The sequence below is a fragment of the Geodermatophilus africanus genome (genome assembly GCF_900107105.1).
Lineage (GTDB): Bacteria > Actinomycetota > Actinomycetes > Mycobacteriales > Geodermatophilaceae > Geodermatophilus > Geodermatophilus africanus.
In genome coordinates this window covers 101,764-125,094 of the sequence record NZ_FNOT01000015.1, presented here as the reverse complement: position 1 = coordinate 125,094, position 23,331 = coordinate 101,764, and the positions used below count along the sequence as shown (strand labels likewise).

The following is a 23,331-nucleotide window of genomic DNA, read 5'->3' as shown; positions in this document are numbered from 1 at the left end:
CGACCACCGCGAAGCCCTTGCCGGCCTCTCCGGCCCGGGCGGCCTCGATCGTCGCGTTGAGCGCCAGCAGGTTGGTCTGCTCCGCGATGCTGGTGATGACCTTGACCACGTTGCCGATCTCCGCCGAGGACTCACCGAGCTTGGCCACCGTCGCGGTCGTGGTCTCCGCGGCGGTCACGGCGCGGGCGGCGACGTCGGAGGCCTCGGCGGCGTTGGTGGCGATCTCGCGGATGCTCGCCCCCATCTGCTCGGCGCCGGCGGCCACCGTCTGCACGTTGCGGGACACCTCGTCGGCGGCGCCGGCCACCACACCGGACTGCGCGGAGGTCTCCTCCGCCGAGGCGGAGATCTGCGCCGAGGACGCGGACAGCTCCTCCGACGACGCGGCCACAGCATCGGCCGATGAGGCCACCGAGGACAGGACGCCCCGCAGGCCCTCCTGCGCCCTCCGCAACGACGCAGCCATGCGGCCGAGTTCGTCGTCGGCGTCGACGGCCGGCTCGACGGTTAGATCGCCGTCGGCCATGGCGTCGGCGGCCTGCTGCACGGACCGGACGGAACGGATCATCCGGCGGACCACCAGGACGGTGAGGGCGATCGCGAGGAGGGTCGAGACGGCCGAGGTCCCGACCAACGTCCGGGTGGCGGAGGTGGCGTCGGCTGCCGCCTGGGCGTTGCGCTCCGCCGCCTCGCTCGACTGGGCGAGGCCCTCCTCCTCCAGGCCGTCGGCAATGTCGGTGAGCAGGGGGCTGGACACCTCGCGGTAGAGCGCGGCGTAGCCGACCAGGTCGCCGGCGTCCGCCGCCGGGAAGAGCTGCGTGGTGTTCGACGCCAGGAACTGCTGGCGGGCACCCAGGTACTTGTCCATCGCAGCCTGGTCGATGACGAACGGCTCGTACTCGGCGAGCGCGGCCTCCACGTCGGCCTGCTTCTCCTCCATCTCGCCGAGGAGCTCCGTCCGGCGGGCCGGGTCGGAGACGGCGTACTCGAGGACGCGGGCCCGGTGCGCGGCGGTGGCGCGCTGGACGGCCGAGAGCGCGTTCAGCGGACGCAGGTTCTCGTCGTAGATCCGCTGCTGGTCCCCGGCCATCCCGGTGATGCGGGAGACGGCGAGGGCGTTGGTGCCCACGAGGACCACGACGAGCAGTGCGACGACCGCTCCGATCTTGGCGCCGATCGGCCGATCGGCGAACCACCCACCCGGTCGGCCGGACCGGCTGGGACGTGCGGGGACGGACATGGGTGCTCCCAGGCTCGAGGGGGGACGTCGCACTGCGCGGGCCGGGTGACCGCCGTCGACCCGACCGGACACGAGGATGAGGTGGTCGGGACCCGTCCGCGCGGAATGGCAATGGCGTGTTGCCCGCGATACACGAGAAATGTCGGTCAGCGCCATTCGTCCGTGCCCTTGTCGACATTTCGACGACCTGACGAGTGGAGGCCGCGAATGCGCGGCCGGTGGGCCCTCACCGGGTCGCAGCCCCGTCCGAGCCGGCGCCGAGGTGCCCGCGTGGACGTCCGGCCGGCGCGGGACGGCGGTGAGCGGGTGCAACGGCGAGGAGCGCACGACCCGGGTGGGTCGTGCGCTCCTCGCTTCCGTCCGCGGACGGCCGTGCTCGCTCAGTAGGTGAAGCGGCTGACGCTCGTGCGCAGCTCGGCGGCCATGCGGGACAACTCGTCGACGGCGGTGCGCGTCTGGGTCAGCGCCTGGGTGGTGGAGTCCGCCGCCGCGGAGACCCCGGTGATGTTGCTGGCGATCTGACCCGAGCCCTGCGCGGCCTCGGTCACCGACCGCGACATCTCGTTCGTGGTGGCCGTCTGCTCCTCCACCGCGCTGGCGATGGTCGTCTGCCGGTCGCTGATCTGCGCCACGATGTGCGAGATCTCCCCGATCGCGGCCACCGCCGCCGTCGTGTCGCCCTGGATCGACTCCACCCGCCGGGCGATGTCCTCGGTCGCCTTCGCGGTCTCCTGGGCCAGCTCCTTGACCTCGTTGGCGACCACGGCGAAGCCCTTACCGGCCTCCCCGGCGCGGGCGGCCTCGATGGTGGCGTTCAGCGCCAGCAGGTTCGTCTGCTCCGCGATCGAGGTGATCACCTTCACGACGTTGCCGATCTCGGCCGAGGACTCACCCAGCTTCGCCACCGTGGCGGTGGTGGTCTCCGCCGCCGTCACCGCCCGGGCGGCGACGTCACTGGCCTCGGCGGCGTTGCTGGCGATCTCCCGGATCGAGGCGCCCATCTGCTCGGCACCGGCCGCGACGGTCTGCACGTTCCGGCTGACCTCCTCCGCCGCACCGGCCACCACACCGGACTGCGCGGAGGTCTCCTCCGCCGAGGCGGAGATCTGCGCCGAGGACGCCGACAGCTCCTCCGACGACGCGGCCACCGCGTCGGCGGACGACGCCACCGACGACAGCACGCCGCGCAGGCTCTCCTGGGCCTCGCTCAGCGCACCGGCCATGCGGCCCAGCTCGTCCTGGCCGCGCACCTCCGGCGCCACCGTCAGGTCACCGGCCGCGAGGGCCTCGACCGACGTCTGCACCGACCGCACCGTCCGGGTGATCCGCCGGACGACGAACACCGTCAGCCCGCCGGCGACGGCGGTGCCGGCGGCCAGGGACAGCCACAGCGTCAGGACGGCGGTGTCGGCGATCTGCTGGGCGTCGTCGGTGTCGGTCTGCCCGGCGGCCACGCGGCGCTCCTGCATGGCCGCGTACTCGTCCATGATGACGTCGGTGGCCTGCTGCAGCGGACCGCTGAGGATCTGCCCGGCGGCGACCGGGTTCCCGGCATCGGCCGCGGGGACGAGCTGCGCGTCGGCGATCGCGTAGTAGTTGTCCAGGTGACCCCGGAAGGTTGCGAACGCCTCCTTGTTGACCGTCACCTCGGCGTAGGCGTCGAGCTGGTCCTCCAGGCTCTGCCGCCGCTCGGCGAGCTCGGTGCGCAGGGCGGCGCGGGTCTGGGGGTCGGCGAGGCCGTACTGCGTGTACCGGGCGCGGTCGCCCTGGTAGGAGCGCTGGATGTCGGCCAGGGCGGCCAGGGTGACGACGTTGTCGTTGATCCGGGTCGCGGCGGCGTTGAGCGACCCGATGCGCAGGACCGCGAGGACGGTCATCGCGACCGCCACCACGGCGAGCACCGCTACGGCGGCCCCGATCTTCACCCCGATCGGGCGGTCGGCGAACCAGCCTCCGGAGCGCCCGGGACGGACGGGGACGGCGGACGTGGACATGGGTGCTCCTGGGGGCGAGAGGACCTGCGAGAGGGCAGCCGCACGTCCGGCAGAAATGGCGTCGCTGGCGCTGCCCGTGCGGTGTGGCGCAATGGTGGGGCACTTCCAGCCCCGCATTCGGAGAGCGCCTTGGCGTGTCGCACCACGCGTCCCAGAAATGTCGGTGACCACATTCCCGGTGGCCGTTTGTCGACACCGGGCGGGACGGCGGCCGCCCCCGGGCGGCGTCAGGCGAGCAGGTCGGCCAGCGCCTCGAGCAGGGCGACGACGGCGGCCGGGTCGGCGACGCGGTACCGGGCCGCGGTCTCGCCCTCACCCACCTTGACGGTGACGTCGCCGGTGGCGAGTGCCCGGAAAGCGTCCTCGTCGGTGCGGTCGTCGCCGAGGTAGACCGTCGCGACGGCGCCGAGGTCGTCGCGCAGCCGCAGCAGCGCAGTGCCCTTGTCGGCGTCGGTGACCGCGAGCTCGAGCACCTCCTTGCCCGGCTTCTTCGTCAGTGACGGGTCGGCGGCAGCGTCGGCCTGCGTCAGCAGGTCGACGGCGGCGAGGCGGTCGGTCACCTGCCGCACGTGCACCGCCACGCTGGCCGGCTTGACCTCCAGCCGCGCCCCCGGCACCGCGGCGACGAGCGGGGTCAGCCGCTCCGCGAGCGCATCCCGGCGCGCCGCGAGCTCTCCGGTCAGCGGACCGTCGTACTCGGCCCCGTGGCTGCCGATCCAGCGGTAGGGGCCCGCCAGGCCGCTGACGGCGCGCAGGTCGGCAACGCCCCGGCCGCTCACCAGCGCCACGGTGACGCCGTCGGCGGCGGCCACCCGTGACAGCGCCTCGGCGACCCCGGGGAGCGGCACGGCTGCCGATGGGTCGCCCACCAGGGGCGCGAGGACGCCGTCGTAGTCACTGGCCACCAGCAGCGGACGCCGTCCGGCGACGACCGCCAGCGCCGCGGCGAGGTCCGCCGGCAGGGCGGTGGGGGAGGGGAGGGGCGCCGCCGGCCCGCTCACGCCTTCGCCTGCAGCGCGTCGAAGAAGGAGCTGGCCCAGTGGTCGAGGTCGTTGCGGGCGAGGTGGCGGCGCATCGCGCGCATCCGCTTGGCGGCGTCGGCCGGCTCGATGCGCAGCGCCCGCACGAGCTGGTTCTTCACCCCGGCGATGTCGTGCGGGTTGACCAGGAACGCCTGCTTGAGCTCGGCGGCGGCGCCGGCGAACTCGGAGAGCACCAGGGTGCCGCCGAGGTCGCTGCGGGCCGCGACGTACTCCTTGGCCACGAGGTTCATGCCGTCCCGGTACGGCGTCACGAGCATGACGTCGGCGGCCCGGTACAGCGCGGCCAGCTCCTCGCGGGGCACCGACTGGTTGATGTAGTGGACGGCCGGCCCGCCCAGGGTGCCGAAGACACCGTTGATGTGGCCGACCTGCTGCTCGATCGTCTCGCGCATGTGCACGTAGTGCTCGACGCGCTCCCGGCTGGGCGTGGCCACCTGCACCATCACCGTGTCGGGCGCCTCGACGGCGCCGTCCTCCAGCAGCTCCTGCAAGGCGTTGAGCCGGACCGCGATGCCCTTGGTGTAGTCCAACCGGTCGACGCCCAGGATGATCTTCTGCGGGTTGCCCAGCTCGGCGCGGATCTCCTCCGCCCGCTTGACGACGTCCGGCCGGCTCGCCAGTTCCTCGAACGCCTTCACGTCGATGGAGATGGGGAAGGCGCGCGCGGTGACCGTGCGGCCGTCGTACTCGATCGTCGAGCCGCGGGCGGGCAGGTCGTGCAGGCGGCGGGCCAGCTGCACGAAGTTGGCCGCCGCGGCGGGCAGCTGGAACCCGACCAGGTCGGCGCCGAGCAGGCCCTCGACGATGGCCGACCGCCACGGCAGCTGGGTGAACAGCTCGTAGGGCGGGAAGGGGATGTGCAGGAAGAAGCCGATGGTGAGGTCCGGGCGCCGCTGGCGCAGCATGGCCGGCACCAGCTGCAGCTGGTAGTCGTGGACCCACACGATGGCGCCCTCGGCAGCCACCTCGGCGGCGCGCTCGACGAAGCGCTTGTTGACCTGGACGTAGGCGTCCCACCAGGTTCGGTGGTACTCGGGCTTCTCGACCACGTCGTGATACAGCGGCCACAGCGAGGCGTTCGACATGCCCTCGTAGTACTGGTCGACCTCCTCCTCGGAGAGCGGCACGGGGACCAGCGACACCCCGCCGGACTCGAAGGGCTCGGGCGCCTCGCCGGCCGAGCCCGACCAGCCGACCCAGGCGCCACCGCGGCCGGCCACGAACGGCTCCAGCGCGGTCACCAGGCCGCCGGGGCTGCGCTGCCAGCGGGTGCTGCCGTCGGGCTCGGTGACCTGGTCGACCGGCAGCCGGTTGGCCACCACGACGACGGGGCTGTCCGCCTTCTCGTCTCGTGCCGATGTCCCAGCCATACCGCCTCCGACCCTACTGAGCGCGGCCGGAACCGGCAGCGCCAGGCTCACCCCGGGGCGGCGACGTACCCCAGCGCGGCCGCCCCCACCCCCAGGACGACGGTGGCGAGCACGTAGGCCAGGCCGCGGGCGAGCCGGCGCTGCTCGACCATCCGCACCACGTCGCCACCGAACGTGGAGAAGGTGGTCAGCGTGCCGCAGAAGCCGGTGCCCACCAGGGCGACGACGGCCGGGGGAGTGGCGGCCGCGCCCAGCACGAGGCCCAGCAGCGCGCTGCCGGCCACGTTGACGGTGAGCGTGCCGCCGGCCGGGTCGCGCCCGCCCCGGGCGGCCAGCCGGGTGACCAGCAGCCGCAGCGGGGCGCCGACGAGGGCGCCGGCCACCACCAGCAGCGGCGTCACCGGCTGCGGACGGCCCGCACCGCCAGGGCCCCCGCGGCCACGGCGAGCACCCCGCCGACGACGGACACGAGGACGTAGCCGACGGCCGGCACCGGGTGGCCGGCCTCGGCCAGCCCGACCGCCTCGACGGCGAACGCGGAGCACGTCGTGTACCCGCCGAGCACGCCGACGGCGAGGAACGGCCGCGCCCACGGCGGCTCGGGGGAGCGGGCGGCGAGCAACGCGATCAGCACGCCGAACAGCAGGCAGCCGGTGAGGTTGACCAGCAGCGTCGCCCACGGCCAGCCGCCGGGGGAGTGCGGCAGCGCCGTCCCCACGCCCCAGCGGGCCAGGGCGCCGAGCGCGCCACCCAGCGCCGCGAGCAGATAGAGGACCCCGGCCCCCTCACCCCTCGCGAGCTCGGGGCGAGCCTCTGGCCGGGGCCGGGAGCTGCCGGGTGCGTACCTCAACGGCGGCGGGTCTCCGGGAAGAGCAGGTCGACGAAGCGCGCCACGGTGGGCTGCGGCTCGTGGTTGGCCAGCCCCGGCCGCTCGTTGGCCTCGATGAACACGTGGTCGGGGCCCTCGACGTCGGGCACCAGGAAGTCCAGTCCCGTCACCGGGATGCCGATCGCCCGGCTGGCCCGGACGGCGGCCTGCGCGATCGCCGGGTGCAGCCGGTCGGTGACGTCCTCGATGGTGCCGCCGGTGTGCAGGTTCGCCGTGCGCCGGACCCGGATCCGCTCGCCGACCGGGGGGACGTCGTCCATCGCGTACCCGGACTCGGCGACCACCTCGGCGGTCGCGTCGTCCAGCGGGATGCGCGACTCCCCGCCGGTCGCCCGCTCCCGCCGACGGCTGGTGGCGCGCACCAGCTCGGTGACCGGCGACCGGCCGTCGCCGACCACCTCGGCCGGACGGCGCACCGCGGCGGCCACCACCTCGTGGTCGATCACCACCACGCGCAGGTCGTCGCCGGCCACGAGCTCCTCGACCAGCACGTCGGGGCAGAAGTGCGCGGCGAGGGCCACCGCCCGGCCCAGCGCCTCCTCCGTCCTGACGGCGACGGTGATGCCCTTGCCCTGCTCGCCGCGGGCGGGCTTGACCACCACCTCGCCGCACTCGGCGAGCAGCGGGCGGGCGGGGGCCAGGTCGTCCTCGGGGATCGAGACCCCGCGGGGGACGCGGACGCCGGCCCGCTCCATGATCCGGCGGGTGACCCGCTTGTCGTCGCAGCGGCTCATCGCGACCGCGCTCGTAAACTCCGACAGCGACTCGCGGCTGAGCACCGTCCGGCCGCCGAGCGACAGCCGCATCTCGCCCCACTCGGCGTCGGACACCTCGACCCGGATGCCGCGCTCGAGCGCCTCCTCGGCGATGATCCGCGCGTAGGGGTTGAGGTCCTCCAGGCCCTCCGGGCGGGCGGCGAACAGCGGCGTGTTGATCGGGTTCTTCCGCTTGACGCAGACCGCCGGCACCCGGTGGAAGCCGAGCTTGCGGTAGAGCGCGATGGCGCCGGCGTTGTCGTGCATGACCGACAGGTCGAGGTAGGCCCGCCCGCGGCCGACGTAGCGTTCGGCCAGCACCCGCACCAGCGCCTCGCCGGTGCCGGGCGGCGCGTCCTGGGCGTCGACGGCCAGGGACCACAGGCTGGCGCCGCCCTCCGGGTCGTCGAAGGCGAGCTCGTGGTCGACGCCGGTCACCGTGCCGACGATCCGCCGGGTGCGCCGGTCCTCGGCCACCAGGTAGGTGAAGGTCCGGGTGCGGTGGTGGGCCCACATCGTCACGGGATCGCCGGTGACCATGCCGTTGCGGGCGTAGATGTCGTTGATCCGGTGCATCTCCTCCAGCGCGGTGACCGTGCGCACGAAGACGCCGCGGATGAGCTCGGACCGCGGCCGGTAGCGGTACAGGTCCAGCCGGTAGGTGTAGCTGGGGTCGATGAACAGCTCGTCGGGCGCCAGGCCGACCAGCACGTGCGGGTCCGGCGGGTAGATGCAGATGTCGCGGCGGCCGCTCTCCTCGGCGCGCAGCACGTCGACGATGCCGCGGAGGTCGGGGAACGTCTGGCCGAAGACCAGCCGCCCCCAGCCCATGTCGAGGACGACGTCGGAGGCCATGCCCTGCCGCTGGTGCTCCGACGGCTGCTGCCAGGACCGCTGGGTGAACGAGGGGGTGTCGGGAGCCGCGCCCCGGCGCCGCTGGCCGGCGATCCGTGTCACGCCGATCAGACCCCGTGCGACTGCAGCCAGAGCTCCAGCAGACCCAGCTGCCACAGCTTGTTGCCGCGCAGCGGGGTGAGCTCGCCGTTCGGGTCGGCCAGCAGCCGGTCGACGTACTCGGCGCGGAACAGCCCGCGCTCGCGGGCGGCGTCGTCGGTCAGCGCGTCGCGCACCAGGTCGAGCACCTTGCCCTCGAGGTGGGTGATCGCCGGGACCGGGAAGTAGCCCTTGGGGCGGTCGATGACCTCCGGCGGGATGATCCGCCGGCCGATCGCCTTGAGCACGCCCTTGCCGCCGTCGGCCAGCTTCAGCTCCGGGGGGCACATCGCGGCCAGCTCGACCAGGTCGTGGTCGAGGAAGGGCACCCGGGCCTCCAGTCCCCACGCCATGGACATGTTGTCCACCCGCTTGACCGGGTCGTCGACGAGCATGACCTCGCTGTCGAGGCGCAGCGCGGCGTCCACGGCGGTGTCGGCGTGCGGCGCGGACATGTGCCGGCGGACGAACTCCAGGCTCGGGTCGCCGTCCACCGCGTAGCGGTCGCTGACCAGCCGGGCCACGTCGGCTGCGTCCCGGTCGAAGAAGGCCGCCGCGTACCGTTCGACCGCCTGCTCCCGGCCGACGCCGGCCAGCGGTGGGTACCAGTGGTAGCCGGCGAAGACCTCGTCGGCGCCCTGCCCGGACTGCACCACCCGGATCGACTGGCTGACCCGCTCCGACAGCAGGTCGAAGGCGACGACGTCGTGGCTGACCATGGGCTCGGCCATGGCGCCGATGGCGTGGCCGAGGGCTGCGGCCAGCTCGTCGGAGGCCACCCGGATGCGGTGGTGGTCGGTGCCGAAGCGCTCGGCGATGACGTCGGAGTAGACGAACTCGTCGCCCTCCCGCCCGCCGACGGCCTCGAAGCCGATCGAGTAGGTGGCCAGGCCGGTCTGCCCCTCCTGGGCGAGCAGGCCGACGATCAGGCTGGAGTCCAACCCGCCCGAGAGCAGCACGCCGACCGGGATGTCGGCCACGAGACGCCGGCGGACGGCGACCCGCAGCGCCTCCTCGATCGCGTCCTCCCAGTCGCGGGGGGACCAGTTCGCGTGCTCGGGACGCCGCTCGTAGGGGGCCTCCCAGTACCGGTGCTCGCGGGAGGTGCCGTCAACCTCGACGACCCGGACCGTGGCGGGCGGCAGTTTGCGGACACCGTTGAGGATGGTCCGCGGCGCGGGGACGACGGCGTGCCAGGTGAGGTAGTGGTGCAGCGCGACCGAGTCGATGGAGGTGTCGACGTCCCCGGCCTGCACCAGGGCCGGCAGCGACGAGGCGAAGCGCAGCCGGCCCGGCGTCTCGGCCAGATACAGCGGCTTGATGCCCAGCCGGTCGCGGGCGAGCACCACGCGGCCGGTGTCGCGCTCGGTGACGACGAACGCGAACATGCCGTGCAGGCGCGAGACGACGTCGGTACCCCAGTGGTGGTAGCCCTTGAGGATCACCTCGGTGTCGCTGGTGGAGAAGAAGCGGTAGCCGTGGCCCTCGAGCTCGGCGCGCAGCTCCTTGTAGTCGTAGATGCAGCCGTTGAAGACCGCGGTCAGGCCGAGCTCGTTGTCGACCATCGGCTGGCTCCCCGCCGGCGACAGGTCGATGACCGACAGCCGGCGGTGCCCGAAGGCCACCCGCCCGTTGCTCCAGGCACCCTGACCGTCCGGCCCGCGGGGGACGAGGCAGTCGACCATCCGCGCCACAGCGGTGGTGTCGGCCAGGGAGCCGTCGAACCGGATCTCGCCGGAGAGGCCGCACATGCCGTCGATCCAACCCCACCGGCCAGGCCCGCGCGACCGTCCGGGGCAGACGTCACACCGATGCAACAGAGCGTCGTTCCACGTGGAACGGCGGGGCCCTCAGGGGGTCAGCGCCCGCTGCCGGCCAGCGCGGCCATGATCTCCGCCGTCGCCGCGTCGGCGGGCAGGAAGGCCTCGACGCTCAGCTCGGCGAGAGTGACGTCGACAGCGGTGCCGAAGGTCGTGACGGTGCTGAGGAACGCCAGCTCCCGCCCGCCGGCCTCCAACCGCAGGGGCACGGCGACGGCGTTCGTCGCGCCCAGGCTGCGGCCGCCGGGGAGCGCGGCCAGCTCGTGCAGCAGTGCCCGCGTCTGCGGATCGCCGGTGACGGCGAGCTCCCGGGCCAGCCTGCCGAGCACGTGGCCGCGCCACTCGGCCAGGTTCCGGATGCGGCCGGCCAGCCCGTCGGGGTGCAGGCTCAGCCGCAGCACGTTGACCGGTGGCTCGAGCAGGTGCACCGCGACCCCGCGAGTGAGCAGGTCGACGCCCGCGTTGGCGCTGACCAGGTCCCAGTGCCGGTCGACGGCGAGGGCCGGGTGTGGCACGTGAGCCCGCAGCACCGCATCGACGGCGGCGCGGACCGGGGCCATCTCCGGGTCCTCGAGCGAGCGAGCGCGGTATTCGGGGGCGTAGCCGGCCCCGAGCAGCAGCTGGTTGCGTTCACGCAGCGGGACGTCGAGCTGGGTGGCCAGCCGCAGCACCATCTCGCGGCTGGGCTGCGACCGCCCGGTCTCCAGGAAGCTGATGTGCCGAGCGGAGACGTCGCTCTCGACGGCCAGGTCGAGCTGGCTGAGCCGCCGCCGGGTGCGCCACTGGCGCAGGAGCGGCCCGAAGGTCGAGCGGGTCGGGGTGGCCGTCACGGCCCGGGACGCTACGGGCGGCCAGGGCACCTGAGCACCTACCTCGGAGGTAGGCGTCCATGACCTGCCGGGTCATCGACGGACCACCTCGCCCTCGCGCAGCCTCGGATCCAGGCCGGAGCCACCCCGGCGCCGACCCGGCAGCGAGGAGACGGACGTGCCCGAGGACACCACCACCCAGGTCCAGCGGTACATCGCCGCGTGGAACGAGACCGAGCCGCAAGCCCGCCACCGGGCGGTCGCGGCGGTCTTCACCGAGGAGGCTCGGTACGTCGACCCGCTGGTCGACGTACGAGGACACGAGGGCATCGACGCGGTGATCGCCGCGGTGCAGCAGCAGTTCGCGGGCTGGGTGTTCCGGCTCGCCGGGCCGGTCGACGCCCACCACGACCAGGTGCGGTTCACCTGGGAGCTGGGCCCGGTGGGGGAAGAGCCGCCGGTGGTCGGGTTCGACGTGGCCGTCAGCGACGGGAACGGCCGCTTCGACCGCGTCGCCGGCTTCCTCGACCGGGTCCCGCAGCAGTGAGCGGGTACGGCTCCTACGCCGTCGCGCACCTCGAGACGGTGACGGTGGGCCCCGGGATCGCCGAGTACCTGGCCCGGATCGACGCCACCCTCGAGCCCTTCGGAGGTCGGTTCCTGGTGCACGGCGCCCGTGCCGAGGTCGTCGAAGGCCCGTGGCGCGGCGACCTGGTGGTCATCGGCTTCCCGGATGCCGCCGGTGCCCGGGCCTGGTACTCGTCGGCCGCCTACCAGGACATCGTCGGCCTCCGGACCGGGTTCAGCACCGGCTGGGCGGTCCTGGTGGAGGGCGTCACCGGGCCGCACCGCGCCACCGACGTCCTGGTGGCGCGGTCGTGACCGCGGGCGGCCCGGGGTCGGCGGCCGGTACGTCGACCCCGGGCCGCAGACCCGTACGCGTGCTCAGTCAGAAGGGCGGCGGGTCGTCGGGCAGCGGGTCGTCGGGCAGGGGGTCGTCGGGCAGGGGGTCGTCCCACCCCGCGTGCGGGGCGGGCGAGTCGGTCGCCGCCGGTGGTCGCATGCCGGGTGGCCGGGTGGTGCGGGTGACTCCCGACGGGGTGGTGACGGTGAGGACGCCGTCGTCGCTCATGGTGAACCGCCAACCGCGGGCGAAGGTCTTGAGCCGGTGGTGGCTGCGACACAGGCAGCAGAGGTTGGCGCAGTCGGTCGCCCCGCCGTGGGCGTGAGGGACGACGTGGTCGGCATCGGCCCAGCCGACGCGCTGTCCACAGGTGGGGAAGCGGCAGGTGCGGTCGCGGGTGTGGATGAAGGCCTGCTGAGCGCGGCTCGGGTCGTGGCGGTCGACCTCGGCCGGCCGGTCCAGCACCGAGCACCCGCAGGTGCCGTCGGGGTGGTCGGGGCAGCCGCGGCGGGCCAGACGGCGCAGTTGGTCGAGGGGCGTGGTGGCCCGGAGGGCGCCGTCGTCGTCGGTGAGCGCGAGGGTGACCGTGCCGCCCTCGGGCGTGCGCAGGCCGAGGGCGTCGAGCTCGGCGAGCAGCTCGTGGAGCCGGCCGATGGTGATGGGGAGGCCGTTGACCTCCGCCGGCTCGCCGGAGCGGCCGGCCAGCGCGGACAGCGTGGCGACCAACTGCAGGTGAGCGGTGACCGCTGGCCGGCCGGTGTCCCACGGCCGCTGAACGAGGTCGGCGAGCACCGCGGCCCGCAGTTCCCCGATGGGGCGGGGGTCGCCGTCGGCCTTGAGCATGCGGGCGAGCTGGTCGACGATCTCGTGGCAGGCAGCCGCCACCGGGGCGGGCAGGTCGGCGGTCAGCGTGCCCATCCCCTCCAGCGGCGAGGGGTGGCAGCGCACGTCGGCCTGCCGCTGCGCCTGCTCCCGGCGCTTGTCGACCGCATCGGCGTCGGCCTCCAGCAGCTCGGCGAGCGCGCGCTTCCTCAGCCTGCCGGTCGTCAGGGATGCCGCCTCGGGCAGCAGCCGCCCCTCGATGGCGCGGGCGACCGCCGGGGACGTGTGCTGCAGGACGTCGGCCAGGACCTTGGCGCGCGTCTCGTCGAGGTCGCCTGCGGCCATGGCCGCCCAGGTGGCGGGCAGGTGGGACCGGTAGGTCCAGGCGCGGTGGGCGAGGTGGCTCGCCGTGCCGCGGCCGCAGTTGAGCACCATCGCGAGTTCGGCGGTGAAGAACTTGGACACGCCGGGCAACTGCGAGTCCGGCGCCCAGGACCCCTTCGCCCCCGGCGTACCTGGTGCAGGGTCGTCGTCGGCAGGGCTGTCGTCGGCCAGCCCCAGCACCAGCTCGGCCTCGTACGCGGCGGTCGTCGCCTTGAGAACGGCCACCCGCTGCAGCTCCGCGGCCTTCTGCTCCCGCGACAACAGCGCCACCGGCAACCGCCGGAACGGCGCGGGTCGCTCCACCAGACAGCCGGCGAGCGCACGCTCAACCGCTGACACGGGACCCGCGACCTCCTGCACGACTCGAACCTACGTTCGACCAGTGACATCTTCGGGTGCTCGCCGGGTATCTCTTCGAGAGTCGCCATGGCGAAACCAGGGGCCCGCTGCAGCACCGTTTCACCGGCTCGTGCGATGCACCCGGAACCACCCCTCCCTCACGTAGCGGAACGCGGCTCCCGACCCGCCGCAGGGTCAGCGCACGCGGGTGAGCGCAGCTCCATCCACGGCTGCGGGACGCCGTCCGGGCCCCGGGGCGCTGGAGGGACCCGGCGTCTCCGTGTCCCTCCAGCGGGTGCGGCGTCGTCACCGTCGGGGCGGCACCGGGTGGACGGCGCGGCCACCCGGCTCCGCGCCGGCCCGGACAGCGTTCCCGGCTGGCCGGGTCGGCCCGGACCGGCCGGTGCTCCAGAGGGCCCACGCGATGAACAGTGCCTGCAGGGGCAGCCGGAGCCAGGAGTACCAGCCGTCGGGCTGCCCCTGCACGTCCACGGCCGCGACCGCGACGTAGACGTTCGCTGGGAAGACCGCGACCAGGTAAGCCGCGAGGACGATCCCGGCCGGACGGCGCCACTGCCGCGGCCCGAGCAGCGCCGCGCCCAGCGCGACCTCGACGACGCCGGACAGGAGCACCACCGCCTCCGGGAAGGGGACGAACGGCGGCACGTGCTGGACGAACGGGACGGGCATGAGCCAGTGGGAGATCCCGGCGAAGACCATGGCGCCGGCCATTCCGATGCGGGCGGCGTCGCGCAACGGGCGACGGCGGCGCGCGGTGGGAAGGGCGGCGGCGAGCAGGGTGACGGCGGCGAGCACGGCCATGAAGGTCATGACGACTCCTGGGTGAGGTGGGTTGGGGTGGTGCAGGAGATCGGCCCCCGGGGCGCGGCAGCCACCGGCCGGGGGCGGGGAGGACGGAGCGGCTCGGCCCCCTCCGCGACGCAGCCGGTTCAGGCCGCGACGAGCTGCTCGAGGAGGACGTCCAGGTCGACGATCTCGCCGCCGAGGTTGGTCTGGTCGAAGTACTCGTACCAGCCCGCTCCCTCGATCCGGCGCTCGAACAGCTGGACGAGGTCGAGGTCCGGGAAGCGCCAGACCGCGAAGTACTGCGGCTCACCGCTGTGCGCGGTGGCCGGATCGGCCGGGCCGAGTGCGACGAGGTCGGCACCTCGGTCGAGGACCTCCTGCAGATCCGGGCCGACGGCCTTCACGAAGGTGGTGCGCTGCTCGGCGTCGAGCTCGAGCCACGCCGGCCCCGGTCGCCATTGTTCGACGTAAATCCTCATCGGTCTCTCCTCCTCGACGGGTGGGTGGATCGACGTCGAGGAGACCGCGCGGGTGTCGCGCGCGGCCATCCCAGAGATCTGGGTTCTCGCCGTCCGCCGCCGTTCCGCGACCCCGCGACGCCGGGACTTCCCGCTCGCCCGGCGCAGGACGAGCATGGCGAGCATGTCCGCGGCGCGCGCCGAGCGGCTGCAGCGGTCCCTGTCGAGCCTCGCCCGAGCGGGCGGGCCGCTCGACTCGTTCGCGTGGGACGCGCTGGACGTCCTCGGCGGTGCGGTGCCGCACGACCTCGGCTGCCTGGCGATGACCGATCCCGCGACCGGTCTGGTGACCAGGACGTTCAAGGTCGGACTGCCCGATCACCTGGACTCCGAGGTCGCCCGGTTCGAGTACGAGGTCGACGACGTCAACCTGTTCCGGGACCTCGTACACCGCCCGTGCCCGGTCGGCGTACTCGACCTCGACACCGGTGGTCGGCCGGAACGCAGCGCACGCTGGCGAGAGCTGCTCGTGCCGCAGTTCGGCCAGGCCCACGAGCTGCGGTCGGTGTTCCGTTCCGGGGGCGCGGGCTGGGGCCTGCTCGCGGTCTTCCGCCCGTCCGGCGCGACCGGCTTCAGCCCTGATGAGGCGGCGCTCGTCGGTCACGTCGCGACGCTGATCGGTGGCGGGTTGCGTGCTGCGCTCGTCGCGTCGACGGCTTCGGACGCCGAGTCATCGACCGGACCCGCGGTCCTCGTCGTCGGTGCCGACGACCGGCTCGCGCAGCTCACCGCCGCAGGGGAGCGACGGCTCGCCGAGCTCGGCGGGGCTCCCGGGAGCGTCCTCCCGCTACCGCTGCTCTCGGTCGTCGCCGCGGCTCGGGCATTCGCCGCCGGGCGCTCGGCCGTGCCGCCACGGCTGCGCGTGCGCGCGCCGTCGGGTCAGTTCCTCGTCGTGCACGCGGCTCCGCTGGCGGGCACGACGGCCGGTGGGCGCGATGTCGTCCTCACCGTCGAGGAGGCATGCCCGCCGGACGTCGTGTCGCTGGTGGCCGCGGCCTTCGGCCTCACCGAGCGCGAGTGCGACATCGTCACCCACGCGCTGCGGGGCGCCGACACGCAGGAAATCGCGCGGAGGCTGTACCTGTCCCCCTACACGGTCCAGGACCACCTCAAGTCGATCTTCGACAAGTCGGGCGTGCGCAGCCGCCGGGAACTGGTTTCCCGGATCTTCCTCGACCAGTACGCGCCTCGGCTCGGTTCCGCGCTCACCCCCTCCGGGTGTTTTCGGCCCGCCCCTCGCTGACGGCCGCGACCCGGCCACCGCGCCCCGGGGCGACTCACGACCAGGGGACGCCGATCCGCCGTCCGGCCAGCTCGTGCACCTCGACCTCGACGTCGAACACCTTGCGCAGCAGCTCCGGTGTCATCAGCTCCGCCGTCGGGCCCTCGGCGACCAGCCGGCCCTCCCGCATGGCGACGATCCGGTCGGAGTAGCAGGAGGCCACGTTGACGTCGTGGACGACGAGGACGACGGTGCGCCCGAGCTCGTCGGCCATGCCGCGCAGCATCCGCATCATCTGGACGGCGTGCCGCATGTCGAGGTTGTTCAGCGGCTCGTCGAGCAGCACGTGGTCGGTGCCCTGGCACATCACCATCGCCACGTAGGCGCGCTGCCGCTGCCCGCCCGAGAGCTGGTCGAGGTGCCGGTCGGCCAGCGGGCCGAGCTCGAACCACGCCATCGCCTCGTCGACCAGCCGGTGGTCCTCCGCGGTGAGCCGGCCCCCCGAGTGCGGGAAGCGGCCGAAGGCGACCAGCTCGCGCACGGTCAGCCGCACCGACATCGCGTTCTCCTGGCGCAGCACCCCCAGCCGCCGGGCGAGCACCGGACCCGGCGCCGTCGCGACGTCCATCCCGTCGACGCGCACCCGGCCGCCGTCGGCCGGGACCAGCCGCGCGGCGACCGACAGCAGCGTGGACTTGCCCGCCCCGTTGGCGCCGACCAGCGAGGTGATGCCACCGGTCGGGATCGTCAGCGAGACGTCGTCCAGCACGCGGACGTCGCCGTAGGACTTGGTCACGGACTCGATCTCGATCACTGGCGGGGCTCTCTGATCAGGAGCGAGATGAAGACGATCCCGCCCACGAAATTGACGACGATGCTGAGGCTGGAGTTGAAGCCGAACACCTGCTCGAGGACCAGCTGCCCGCCGACCAGCGCGAGCAGCGCCAGCAGGGCGGCGCCGGGCAGCACCCAGGCGTGCCGGTGGGTGCCCAGCAGCTGGCGGGCCAGGTTGGCCACCAGCAGGCCGAGGAAGGTGATCGGCCCGACCAGCGCGGTGGCGACGGCGACGAGGACGGCGACCGCCAGCAGCGCCCGGTTGACCACCCGCCGGTGCTCGACGCCCAGGCCGACCGCGGTGTCCCGGCCGAGCGCGACGACGTCCAGCCGGGGGAGCAGCCGCCACACGCCGGCGGTGACCACCGCGACGAGGACCGCGGACAGGGCGAGCATCTGCCGGTCGACGGAGTTGAAGCTGGCGAACAGCAGGTCCTGCAGGGTGAGGAACTCGTTGGGGTCGATCAGCCGGGACACCAGGAGGGTGAGGCTGGTGAACGTCGAGCCGAGCACGACGCCGAGCAGCACCAGCACGTACACGTCGCGCTCGGTACGGCCGAACAGGGACCGGTAGAGGAGCGCGCCGAAGCCGATCAGCACGACCACCTCGACCGCGAAGCGCAGCCGCGGGTCGGCGGTGGTGACCGTGGCGGCGCCGAGGGTGAAGACGCCGACGGTCTGGATCAGCACGAACAGCCGGTCGAACCCCATGATCTCCGGCGTGAGGATGCGGTTGTCGGTGACCGTCTGGAACAGCACGGTGGAGACCGCGACGGCCACGGCGACGACGGCCATCGCGGCCAGCCGGCGGCCGCGCTGCTGCAGGGCGTAGTCCCAGGAGCCGGTCACGTCGACGGTGAGGAACGCGGCGACGACGACCAGCGTGAGGACGGCGAGGACGACCAGCGTGCGCCGGCGGCGGGCGGCCCGCTGCGGCGCGGTGAGGACGGCGGTCATCAGAGGGCCCGCCTCCGGGCCCGCAGCAGCAACCAGACGAACAGCACGCCGCCGACGACGCCGCCGACCATGCCGACGGGCACCTCGTACGGGTACCGGATGGTGCGGGCCAGCACGTCGCAGATCAGCACGAACGCCGCGCCGGTCAGCGCGGTCACCGGCAGCACCCGGCGCAGGTTGTCGCCCATCGCCAGGGTGACCAGGTTGGGGACGACGAGGCCGAGGAACGGGATCGACCCGACGCTGACCACGACGATCGCGGTCACGATCGACGCGATGGCCAGGCCGACCAAGACGACCCGGGTGTAGGCGACGCCCAGGTTGACCGCGAAGCTCTCCCCCATGCCGGCGACGGAGAAGCGGTCGGCCCACAGGTAGGCGACCACGGTGGCGGCCAGCACGAGCCAGAGCAGTTCGTAGCGGCCGGCGAGGACGCCGGAGAAGTCCCCGTTCACCCAGGCGTCCATCGACTGCAGCAGGTCAAAGCGGTAGGCCAGGAAGGTCGTCGCCGCGCTCACCACGCCGCCGAGCAGGATGCCGACCAGCGGGACCACCACGATGTCGGTGAGCACCAGTCGCTGCAGCAGCCAGACGAAGAACCCGTTACCGACCAGCGCGAACAGCATGCCGATCGCCATCTTGCCGAGCACCGACGTGCCGCCGAGCCACAGCGTGGCGACGACGATGCCCAGGCCCACCCACTCCGTCGTCCCGGCGGTCTGCGGGGAGACGAACCGGTTGCGCGTCAGGTGCATCATCACCAGCCCGGCCACCGCCATCGCCGACCCGGCCAGCAGGATCGCCAGCAGCCGGGGCACCCGGCTGGTCCACAACACCCGCGCCTGCGCCGCGTCGGGGTCGAGCACGTCGCCCGGCGTCAGGTCGCCGACCCCGATGAACAGCGACGCGAACGAGGCGAGCACCAGGGCCGCCAGCGCGGCGGCGACGTGCCGGCGCTGCACACCACGGCGCCGCACTCGGGTGGGTGCGGCGCCGCTGCGTCGTTCGTCCGTACTGGTCACCGGGGTCACTCGACCGCCGCGCCGACTTCCTCGACCATCTGCTCGACCGACGGCAGGCCGTTCGGCGCGATGTACCAGACCGTCGAGTCCAGGTAGTGGACGTCGTCGTTCTGCCAGGCGGTCGTCCCGCGGACCAGGTCGTTGTCCAGCACCTGTGCCGCGGCCTGACCGGACTCGCCGATCGCGGCGTCGCGGTCGAGGACCAGCAGGACGTCGGGGTCGTTCTCGGCGAGGTACTCGAAGGAGATGGCGTCGCCGTGGTCGGCGGCGGTGAGGCCCTCGTCGGCCGGGGTCAGTCCCAGTTCCTCGTAGACCAGGCCGAACCGGGTCTCGGGGCCGTAGGCGCTGACCTCCCCAGCGCTGGTCATGACGAAGAGCGCGTCGCCGGCGCCCTCGGCGGCCGTCCTCACCTCGGCGGCCCGCTGCTCGACGGCGGCCAGCCGCTCGGCGACGGCGGCCTGCTCGCCGAACACCTCGCCGAGCGTGGTGGTGCGCTCGGCGAAGGAGGCCAGGAAGTCCTGGTTGTCGACGGTCAGGTCGATGGTGGGCGCGATCTCGGCGAGCTCGGGGTACACCGCGGCCGAGCGCCCGCCGACGATGACCAGGTCCGGCTCGAGGGCGTTGACCGCCTCGTAGTCGGGCTCGAACAGCGAGCCGACCTTCGCGTACTCGTCGCCGGAGTACTGCGCCATCGACTCCGGGTAGGTCGCCTCCGGCACGCCGGCGACCTCGACGCCCAGGCTGTCGAGGGTCGACAGGACGCCGACGTCGAAGACGACGACGGTCTGCGGGTCGGCCGGGACGGCGGTCTCGCCCTGCGCGTGGGTGACGGTGACCTCGGCGGACTCCGAGGCCGCCTCCGCGGTGGTGTCCCCACTGCCGCTGCAGGCGCTGACGGCCAGGGCGGTGGCCACGGTGAGGGAGAGGGCGGCCAGCGGCCGGGCCTGCGTGCGCATGGTGCTCCTGAGGTGAGGCTTGGCTAAGTGAGGCATGCCTAACCTGCCACACGGTCCGTTGCAGGTGTCAACTGCCCCCCGGAGTACCGGTTGGGACTGCGGGGACACGGGCAGGGGAACACCCATGGAGACACGCAGACTGGGGCGGCTGACCGTCCCGGCCCAGGGGCTGGGCTGCATGGGGATGAGCGAGTTCTACGGCACCGGCGACGAGGCGGAGGCCGAGCGCACCATCCAGCGGGCCCTGGACCTCGGCGTCACCTTCCTCGACACCGCCGACATGTACGGCCCCTTCATCAACGAGCGGCTGGTCGGTCGTGCGATCGCCGGCCGGCGCGACGAGGTCGTGCTCGCCACCAAGTTCGGCAACGAGCGTGGGGAGGACGGCTCGTTCCTCGGCATCAACGGCCGGCCCGACTACGTGCGCCGCGCGTGCGACGCCTCGCTGCAACGGCTGGGCGTCGACGTCCTCGACCTCTACTACCAGCACCGCGTCGACACCGCCGTCCCGGTGGAGGACACGTGGGGGGCGCTGCGGGAGCTGGTCGAGGCCGGCAAGGTGCGGCACGCCGGCATCTCCGAGGCCGCGCCGGAGACCATCCGCCGGGCGCACGCGGTGCACCCGGTGACCGCCGTCCAGACCGAGTACTCGCTGTGGAGCCGCGACCCCGAGGACGACGGCGTCCTGGCCACCTGCGCCGAGCTCGGCATCGGCTTCGTCGCCTACTCGCCGCTCGGCCGCGGTTTCCTGTCCGGGCAGATCCGCAGCGTCGACGACCTGGCCCCCGGCGACTACCGCCGGGCCAACCCGCGCTTCCAGGGGGAGAACTTCGCCAGGAACCTGGAGCTGGTCGACCGGGTCCGCGAGATCGCCGACGAGAAGGGCGTGACCGCCGGCCAGCTCGCGCTGGCCTGGGTGATGGCACAGAGCGGCCGCGACGGCGGTCCGGTCATCGTGCCGATACCGGGCACCAAGCGGGTCGCCTACCTCGAGGAGAACTCCGCCGCGGCCGACGTCCGGCTCACCGACGACGACCTGGGCCGGCTGGACCAGGCCGCTCCCGTGGGGGCCACGGCGGGGGACCGCTACCCGGACATGTCCAGCGTGCACCGCTGAGAGGGGCCCGGTCGGTCCAGGACGGCGGCGACCTGCTCCCGGGCCGGTGCCCGCAGCCGGTCGCCGAGCTCCGCCCAGGTCGCCCGCATCTCCGGCCCCGGCCAGCCCGCCGGGCGCAGGTCCGCGGGCAGCAGCGGGTCGGCGGCACCGACCCGGCGGACGGCGGCCAGCCCCCGCAGGTGGGCCGCCAGCGCTGCCGCGCCGTCCGCAGGTCCAGCCGGCCCAGCGGCTCGCCGGCCAGCTCGGTGCGCACGTCGTCGAGCGCGCAGCGGTGCGGGGAGAGCCACGTCGCGGGGGCCAGCGGCCCGAAGCCGTGCCGGGCGAGGGTCCGGCGGACCCGTTCGCGCGCCGACCGGTCGGTCTCCGGGACGGTGTAGACGACCATGCGCCAGTGGCCGCCCCACGGGCCGAGCCGCTCGTCGAGCCGGCCCGGCCCGGCGGACCGCGCCGCGCCGCTCCTCGGTCAGGGCGTAGCGGTTCTCCCGTCCGCTGCGGATGGCGCCGAGCCAGCCGGCGTGGCGCAGCGCCGCGGTGGTCATCCGCGTCGTGGGCTCGGCGACGTCGAGGGCCGGGAGGAGGTCCACCAGCGACCGGAGGCGCACGGGCCGGTCGGTCACGGCGTCGAGGTGCTCGGTGAAGAGGTCGACGACGAGGTCGCGGACGGTCATGGCAGCCTCCCGGTGCGCCCTGGTCTCGACGCACCCGCGTGGTGAGCAGCCCGGGCGATGACCGGCCCGTTCCCCCTCCGCGCGCGAGGATGGCACCCGTGCCCGCCACTGTCGCCACGGGGTCCGCCCGGTGATCGTCCCGCTGGTGGTCGCGGTGACCGTCGTCGCCGGGCTGCTCGCCCTGGCCGGGGTCGCCTCGACCCTCGCCCACCGGCGGATCGGCCTGCTGCACCTGTGGGGTGCCGCGCTGCTGGAGCTGCTGCTGCTGGTCCAGGCGGGGATCGCCGTCGTCCTGCTGCTGGGCGAGGAGCGCCTGGCCGACACCCCGACCTTCCTCGGCTACCTGGCCGGGATCGTGCTGCTGCCGATCGCCGGGGCACTGTGGGCGCGGACCGAGCCCAGCCGCTGGGCGGGCACCGTGCTCGCCGTGGCGGCCGGGGCCGTGGGCGTGATGGTCTGGCGGCTGCAGGAGCTGTGGGAGGCGACGGGTGGCTGAGACGACGGGGGACCGGCCGGCGGGCGGGCAGCCCGCCGCTGCCGGCGGGCCCGGCCGGGTGCTGGTCGCGGTGTACGGCGTCTTCGCGCTGGCCGCCGGCGCGCGGGCCGCCGTCCAGCTGTCGACCCGGTTCGCCGAGGCGCCGGTCGCCTACCTGCTCTCCGCCCTGGCCGCGGCCGTCTACGTCGTCGCCACCGTGGCCCTGGCCCGCGGGGGACGCCGGGTCGCGCTGGTCGCCATCACCGTCGAGCTGGTCGGCGTGCTCGTGGTGGGCACGCTGTCACTGGTGGACCGAGCGGCCTTCCCCGACGAGACCGTGTGGTCGGGCTACGGCCGCGGCTACCTGTTCATCCCGCTGGTGCTGCCCGTCGTCGGGCTGCTCTACCTGCGCCGCGCCACGCGGACGCCCTCGCCCTGACGGGGACCCCGTCCTGAGTGGTGAGGCGGGGAACGGCCTCCCTGCAGGGTCCCGCCGCGAGCCTGGTGACGCGCTGGAACGGCCCCGCGTCAGGGGCCCGTCCCGAGCCTGCGAGGGACGGAGGGACGCGGGGTCCTCCTAGAACTCCCCGCCGCCGAAGTCCCCACCGAAGTCGCCGCCACCGAAGTCGCCGCCCGGGTCCGCGCCACCGGCGAGGTCACCACCCGGGTCGCCGCCGTAGTCACCGTCAGCGCCGGCGCCGTCCTCGTGGCCCTGCGCGTAGGCCTCCTCGTCCCCGCCGCCGAACAGCCCGCCGTCGCCGAGGCCGGTGTCGAACAACGCGTCGGCGACCGCCGTGCCGACCACCAGGCCGCCGACGGTGCCCAGCAGGCTGGCGCCGAGCGTGCTGCCGAAGCCCGCCCCGCCGTAGCCCCGGCCGTACCCGGGGCCGTAGCCGCCGCCGTACCCGGGACCGTACCCGGGACCACCTCCCAAGCCGCCGCCGCCGAAGGCGCGCTCCAGCGTCCCCGGCTGGCGCACCTCCGCGCGGGTGGCCGCCCGGGCGAGGGAGCGCGGGTCGTCCGACCGCGGCCGCTCCGACGAGGGCACCGCGGCGGCCAGCTGCACCAGCACCTCCTGACGCTGCTGCGGCGTGAGCTGGGCGAAGGCCTCCGCGTGCGCCTCCTCGATCTGGTCCGGCGGCGCGGTGCGCAGCAGGTAGCGGTAGCGCTCGACCGCCTGCTGGTCGGTGGGCGCCCCGCCCTGCGGCGGCGGGGGCGGGGGCGGCGCCTGGTCCCCCGCGTGCTGCGGCGCGGCCTGCCAGTACCCCGCGTCGCGGTACCGGTCGTGGTCAGGCCGGCGGCGGCCGAAGAGCCGGTCGAGCAGTCCCATGGCGATCGTCTCCCTCCGGTCGGGGAACGGCGTGCCCCGGCCAGGGGGTTCCCGGCGGGCGGC

The 23,331-nt window shown here is 74.0% G+C and carries 24 protein-coding genes and 2 pseudogenes; 6 read left to right on the top strand and 20 right to left on the bottom strand.

Annotation, left to right across the window (positions count from 1 at the left end):
• The 9 genes from BLW63_RS21360 to BLW63_RS21320 all read right to left on the bottom strand — a co-directional run.
• Window positions 1-1,240, bottom strand: a 1,240-nt coding sequence (locus BLW63_RS21360) for a methyl-accepting chemotaxis protein (RefSeq protein WP_091160739.1), incomplete at its 3' end; no start/stop codon positions are given.
• 380 nt (window positions 1,241-1,620) lie between these two features.
• Window positions 1,621-3,234 (bottom strand): methyl-accepting chemotaxis protein, encoded by a 1,614-nt coding sequence (locus BLW63_RS21355; RefSeq protein WP_091160736.1) that lies wholly within the window; start codon window positions 3,232-3,234, stop codon window positions 1,621-1,623.
• A 227-nt stretch (window positions 3,235-3,461) separates the two neighbouring features.
• Entirely contained in the window at window positions 3,462-4,235 is a 774-nt protein-coding gene (gene otsB, locus BLW63_RS21350) for a trehalose-phosphatase (protein WP_091160733.1), read from the bottom strand.
• A complete protein-coding gene (locus BLW63_RS21345; RefSeq protein WP_091160731.1) occupies window positions 4,232-5,647 on the bottom strand; it encodes an alpha,alpha-trehalose-phosphate synthase (UDP-forming) in 1,416 nt (471 codons plus the stop codon). Before BLW63_RS21345 ends, otsB begins: the two co-directional genes overlap by 4 nt.
• Before the next feature lie 47 nt (window positions 5,648-5,694).
• Window positions 5,695-6,048 carry a fluoride efflux transporter FluC gene (locus BLW63_RS21340; protein WP_091160728.1) on the bottom strand — a complete coding sequence of 118 codons (354 nt, stop codon included), beginning with the start codon at window positions 6,046-6,048 and terminating at the stop codon, window positions 5,695-5,697.
• Window positions 6,045-6,497: a fluoride efflux transporter CrcB gene (gene crcB, locus BLW63_RS21335; RefSeq protein WP_244522710.1), complete on the bottom strand. Its 453-nt coding sequence runs from the start codon at window positions 6,495-6,497 to the stop codon at window positions 6,045-6,047. Before crcB ends, BLW63_RS21340 begins: the two co-directional genes overlap by 4 nt.
• Window positions 6,494-8,248, bottom strand: a complete 1,755-nt coding sequence (gene ngg, locus BLW63_RS21330; protein ID WP_211517218.1) for an N-acetylglutaminylglutamine synthetase — start codon at window positions 8,246-8,248, stop codon at window positions 6,494-6,496. The genes crcB and ngg overlap by 4 nt, the downstream gene beginning before the upstream one ends.
• A 5-nt stretch (window positions 8,249-8,253) precedes the next feature.
• Window positions 8,254-10,035 carry an N-acetylglutaminylglutamine amidotransferase gene (locus BLW63_RS21325; RefSeq protein ID WP_091160725.1) on the bottom strand — a complete coding sequence of 594 codons (1,782 nt, stop codon included), beginning with the start codon at window positions 10,033-10,035 and terminating at the stop codon, window positions 8,254-8,256.
• Window positions 10,036-10,142: 107 nt separating this feature from the next.
• The gene (locus tag BLW63_RS21320; RefSeq protein WP_091160723.1) at window positions 10,143-10,934 is read right to left on the bottom strand and encodes a helix-turn-helix domain-containing protein; all 792 of its coding nucleotides are present in this window, start codon (window positions 10,932-10,934) and stop codon (window positions 10,143-10,145) included.
• Window positions 10,935-11,091: 157 nt separating this feature from the next.
• Here BLW63_RS21320 and BLW63_RS21315 point away from each other — a divergent pair, with 157 nt between their 5' ends.
• Window positions 11,092-11,460, top strand: a complete 369-nt coding sequence (locus BLW63_RS21315; RefSeq protein WP_091160721.1) for a nuclear transport factor 2 family protein — start codon at window positions 11,092-11,094, stop codon at window positions 11,458-11,460.
• Complete coding sequence (locus BLW63_RS21310; RefSeq protein ID WP_091160719.1) at window positions 11,457-11,795, top strand: DUF1330 domain-containing protein; 339 nt, start codon at window positions 11,457-11,459, stop codon at window positions 11,793-11,795. Before BLW63_RS21315 ends, BLW63_RS21310 begins: the two co-directional genes overlap by 4 nt.
• 67 nt (window positions 11,796-11,862) lie before the next feature.
• Here BLW63_RS21310 and BLW63_RS21305 read toward each other — a convergent pair whose 3' ends face one another.
• The 3 genes from BLW63_RS21305 to BLW63_RS21295 all read right to left on the bottom strand — a co-directional run bounded on the left by BLW63_RS21305 (window position 11,863) and on the right by BLW63_RS21295 (window position 14,648).
• The gene (locus tag BLW63_RS21305; RefSeq protein WP_170856894.1) at window positions 11,863-13,362 is read right to left on the bottom strand and encodes an HNH endonuclease signature motif containing protein; all 1,500 of its coding nucleotides are present in this window, start codon (window positions 13,360-13,362) and stop codon (window positions 11,863-11,865) included.
• Between the two features lie 306 nt (window positions 13,363-13,668).
• Complete coding sequence (locus BLW63_RS27495; protein ID WP_211517216.1) at window positions 13,669-14,193, bottom strand: DoxX family protein; 525 nt, start codon at window positions 14,191-14,193, stop codon at window positions 13,669-13,671.
• Window positions 14,194-14,312: 119 nt separating this feature from the next.
• Window positions 14,313-14,648, bottom strand: coding sequence for a DUF6616 family protein (locus BLW63_RS21295; RefSeq protein ID WP_139263711.1), 336 nt, complete (start codon window positions 14,646-14,648; stop codon window positions 14,313-14,315).
• Window positions 14,649-14,802: 154 nt separating this feature from the next.
• Here BLW63_RS21295 and BLW63_RS21290 point away from each other — a divergent pair, with 154 nt between their 5' ends.
• On the top strand, window positions 14,803-15,930 hold the full coding sequence (locus tag BLW63_RS21290) for a response regulator transcription factor (RefSeq protein ID WP_091160711.1): 1,128 nt from the start codon (window positions 14,803-14,805) through the stop codon (window positions 15,928-15,930).
• Between the two features lie 34 nt (window positions 15,931-15,964).
• On the opposite strand, the gene BLW63_RS21285 is transcribed toward BLW63_RS21290, so the two are convergent.
• The 4 genes from BLW63_RS21285 to BLW63_RS21270 are packed head-to-tail and all read right to left on the bottom strand — an operon-like array spanning window position 15,965 to window position 19,678.
• Entirely contained in the window at window positions 15,965-16,723 is a 759-nt protein-coding gene (locus BLW63_RS21285) for an iron ABC transporter ATP-binding protein (protein ID WP_091160710.1), read from the bottom strand.
• Complete coding sequence (locus BLW63_RS21280) at window positions 16,720-17,700, bottom strand: iron chelate uptake ABC transporter family permease subunit (protein ID WP_091160708.1); 981 nt, start codon at window positions 17,698-17,700, stop codon at window positions 16,720-16,722. Before BLW63_RS21280 ends, BLW63_RS21285 begins: the two co-directional genes overlap by 4 nt.
• Window positions 17,700-18,722: an ABC transporter permease gene (locus BLW63_RS21275; RefSeq protein WP_091160753.1), complete on the bottom strand. Its 1,023-nt coding sequence runs from the start codon at window positions 18,720-18,722 to the stop codon at window positions 17,700-17,702. The genes BLW63_RS21280 and BLW63_RS21275 overlap by 1 nt, the downstream gene beginning before the upstream one ends.
• 5 nt (window positions 18,723-18,727) lie before the next feature.
• Entirely contained in the window at window positions 18,728-19,678 is a 951-nt protein-coding gene (locus BLW63_RS21270; protein WP_091160705.1) for a siderophore ABC transporter substrate-binding protein, read from the bottom strand.
• A gap of 124 nt (window positions 19,679-19,802) precedes the next feature.
• Here BLW63_RS21270 and BLW63_RS21265 point away from each other — a divergent pair, with 124 nt between their 5' ends.
• Window positions 19,803-20,795 carry an aldo/keto reductase gene (locus BLW63_RS21265; RefSeq protein ID WP_091160703.1) on the top strand — a complete coding sequence of 331 codons (993 nt, stop codon included), beginning with the start codon at window positions 19,803-19,805 and terminating at the stop codon, window positions 20,793-20,795.
• Here the strand turns inward: BLW63_RS21265 and BLW63_RS29060 are convergent.
• The 3 genes and pseudogenes from BLW63_RS29060 to BLW63_RS29050 all read right to left on the bottom strand — a co-directional run.
• Window positions 20,765-21,082 carry a PaaX family transcriptional regulator C-terminal domain-containing protein gene (locus BLW63_RS29060; RefSeq protein ID WP_425284252.1) on the bottom strand — a complete coding sequence of 106 codons (318 nt, stop codon included), beginning with the start codon at window positions 21,080-21,082 and terminating at the stop codon, window positions 20,765-20,767. The two genes, BLW63_RS21265 and BLW63_RS29060, sit on opposite strands and share 31 nt — an antisense overlap.
• Window positions 21,082-21,180, bottom strand: a pseudogene (locus BLW63_RS29055) (PaaX family transcriptional regulator C-terminal domain-containing protein); the annotation flags it as partial. The pseudogene BLW63_RS29055 and the gene BLW63_RS29060, both read right to left, overlap by 1 nt.
• A gap of 82 nt (window positions 21,181-21,262) precedes the next feature.
• Window positions 21,263-21,463: pseudogene (locus BLW63_RS29050) on the bottom strand (hypothetical protein); the annotation flags it as partial.
• A gap of 130 nt (window positions 21,464-21,593) precedes the next feature.
• On the opposite strand from BLW63_RS29050, the gene BLW63_RS21255 reads away from it, so the two are divergent.
• Both BLW63_RS21255 and BLW63_RS21250 read left to right on the top strand, forming a co-directional pair.
• Window positions 21,594-21,959, top strand: a complete 366-nt coding sequence (locus tag BLW63_RS21255) for a hypothetical protein (protein ID WP_091160697.1) — start codon at window positions 21,594-21,596, stop codon at window positions 21,957-21,959.
• Window positions 21,952-22,377, top strand: a complete 426-nt coding sequence (locus BLW63_RS21250; RefSeq protein ID WP_091160694.1) for a hypothetical protein — start codon at window positions 21,952-21,954, stop codon at window positions 22,375-22,377. Before BLW63_RS21255 ends, BLW63_RS21250 begins: the two co-directional genes overlap by 8 nt.
• A 138-nt stretch (window positions 22,378-22,515) precedes the next feature.
• Here BLW63_RS21250 and BLW63_RS21245 read toward each other — a convergent pair whose 3' ends face one another.
• A complete protein-coding gene (locus BLW63_RS21245; protein ID WP_091160751.1) occupies window positions 22,516-23,268 on the bottom strand; it encodes a hypothetical protein in 753 nt (250 codons plus the stop codon).
• Window positions 23,269-23,331: the final 63 nt, after the last annotated feature.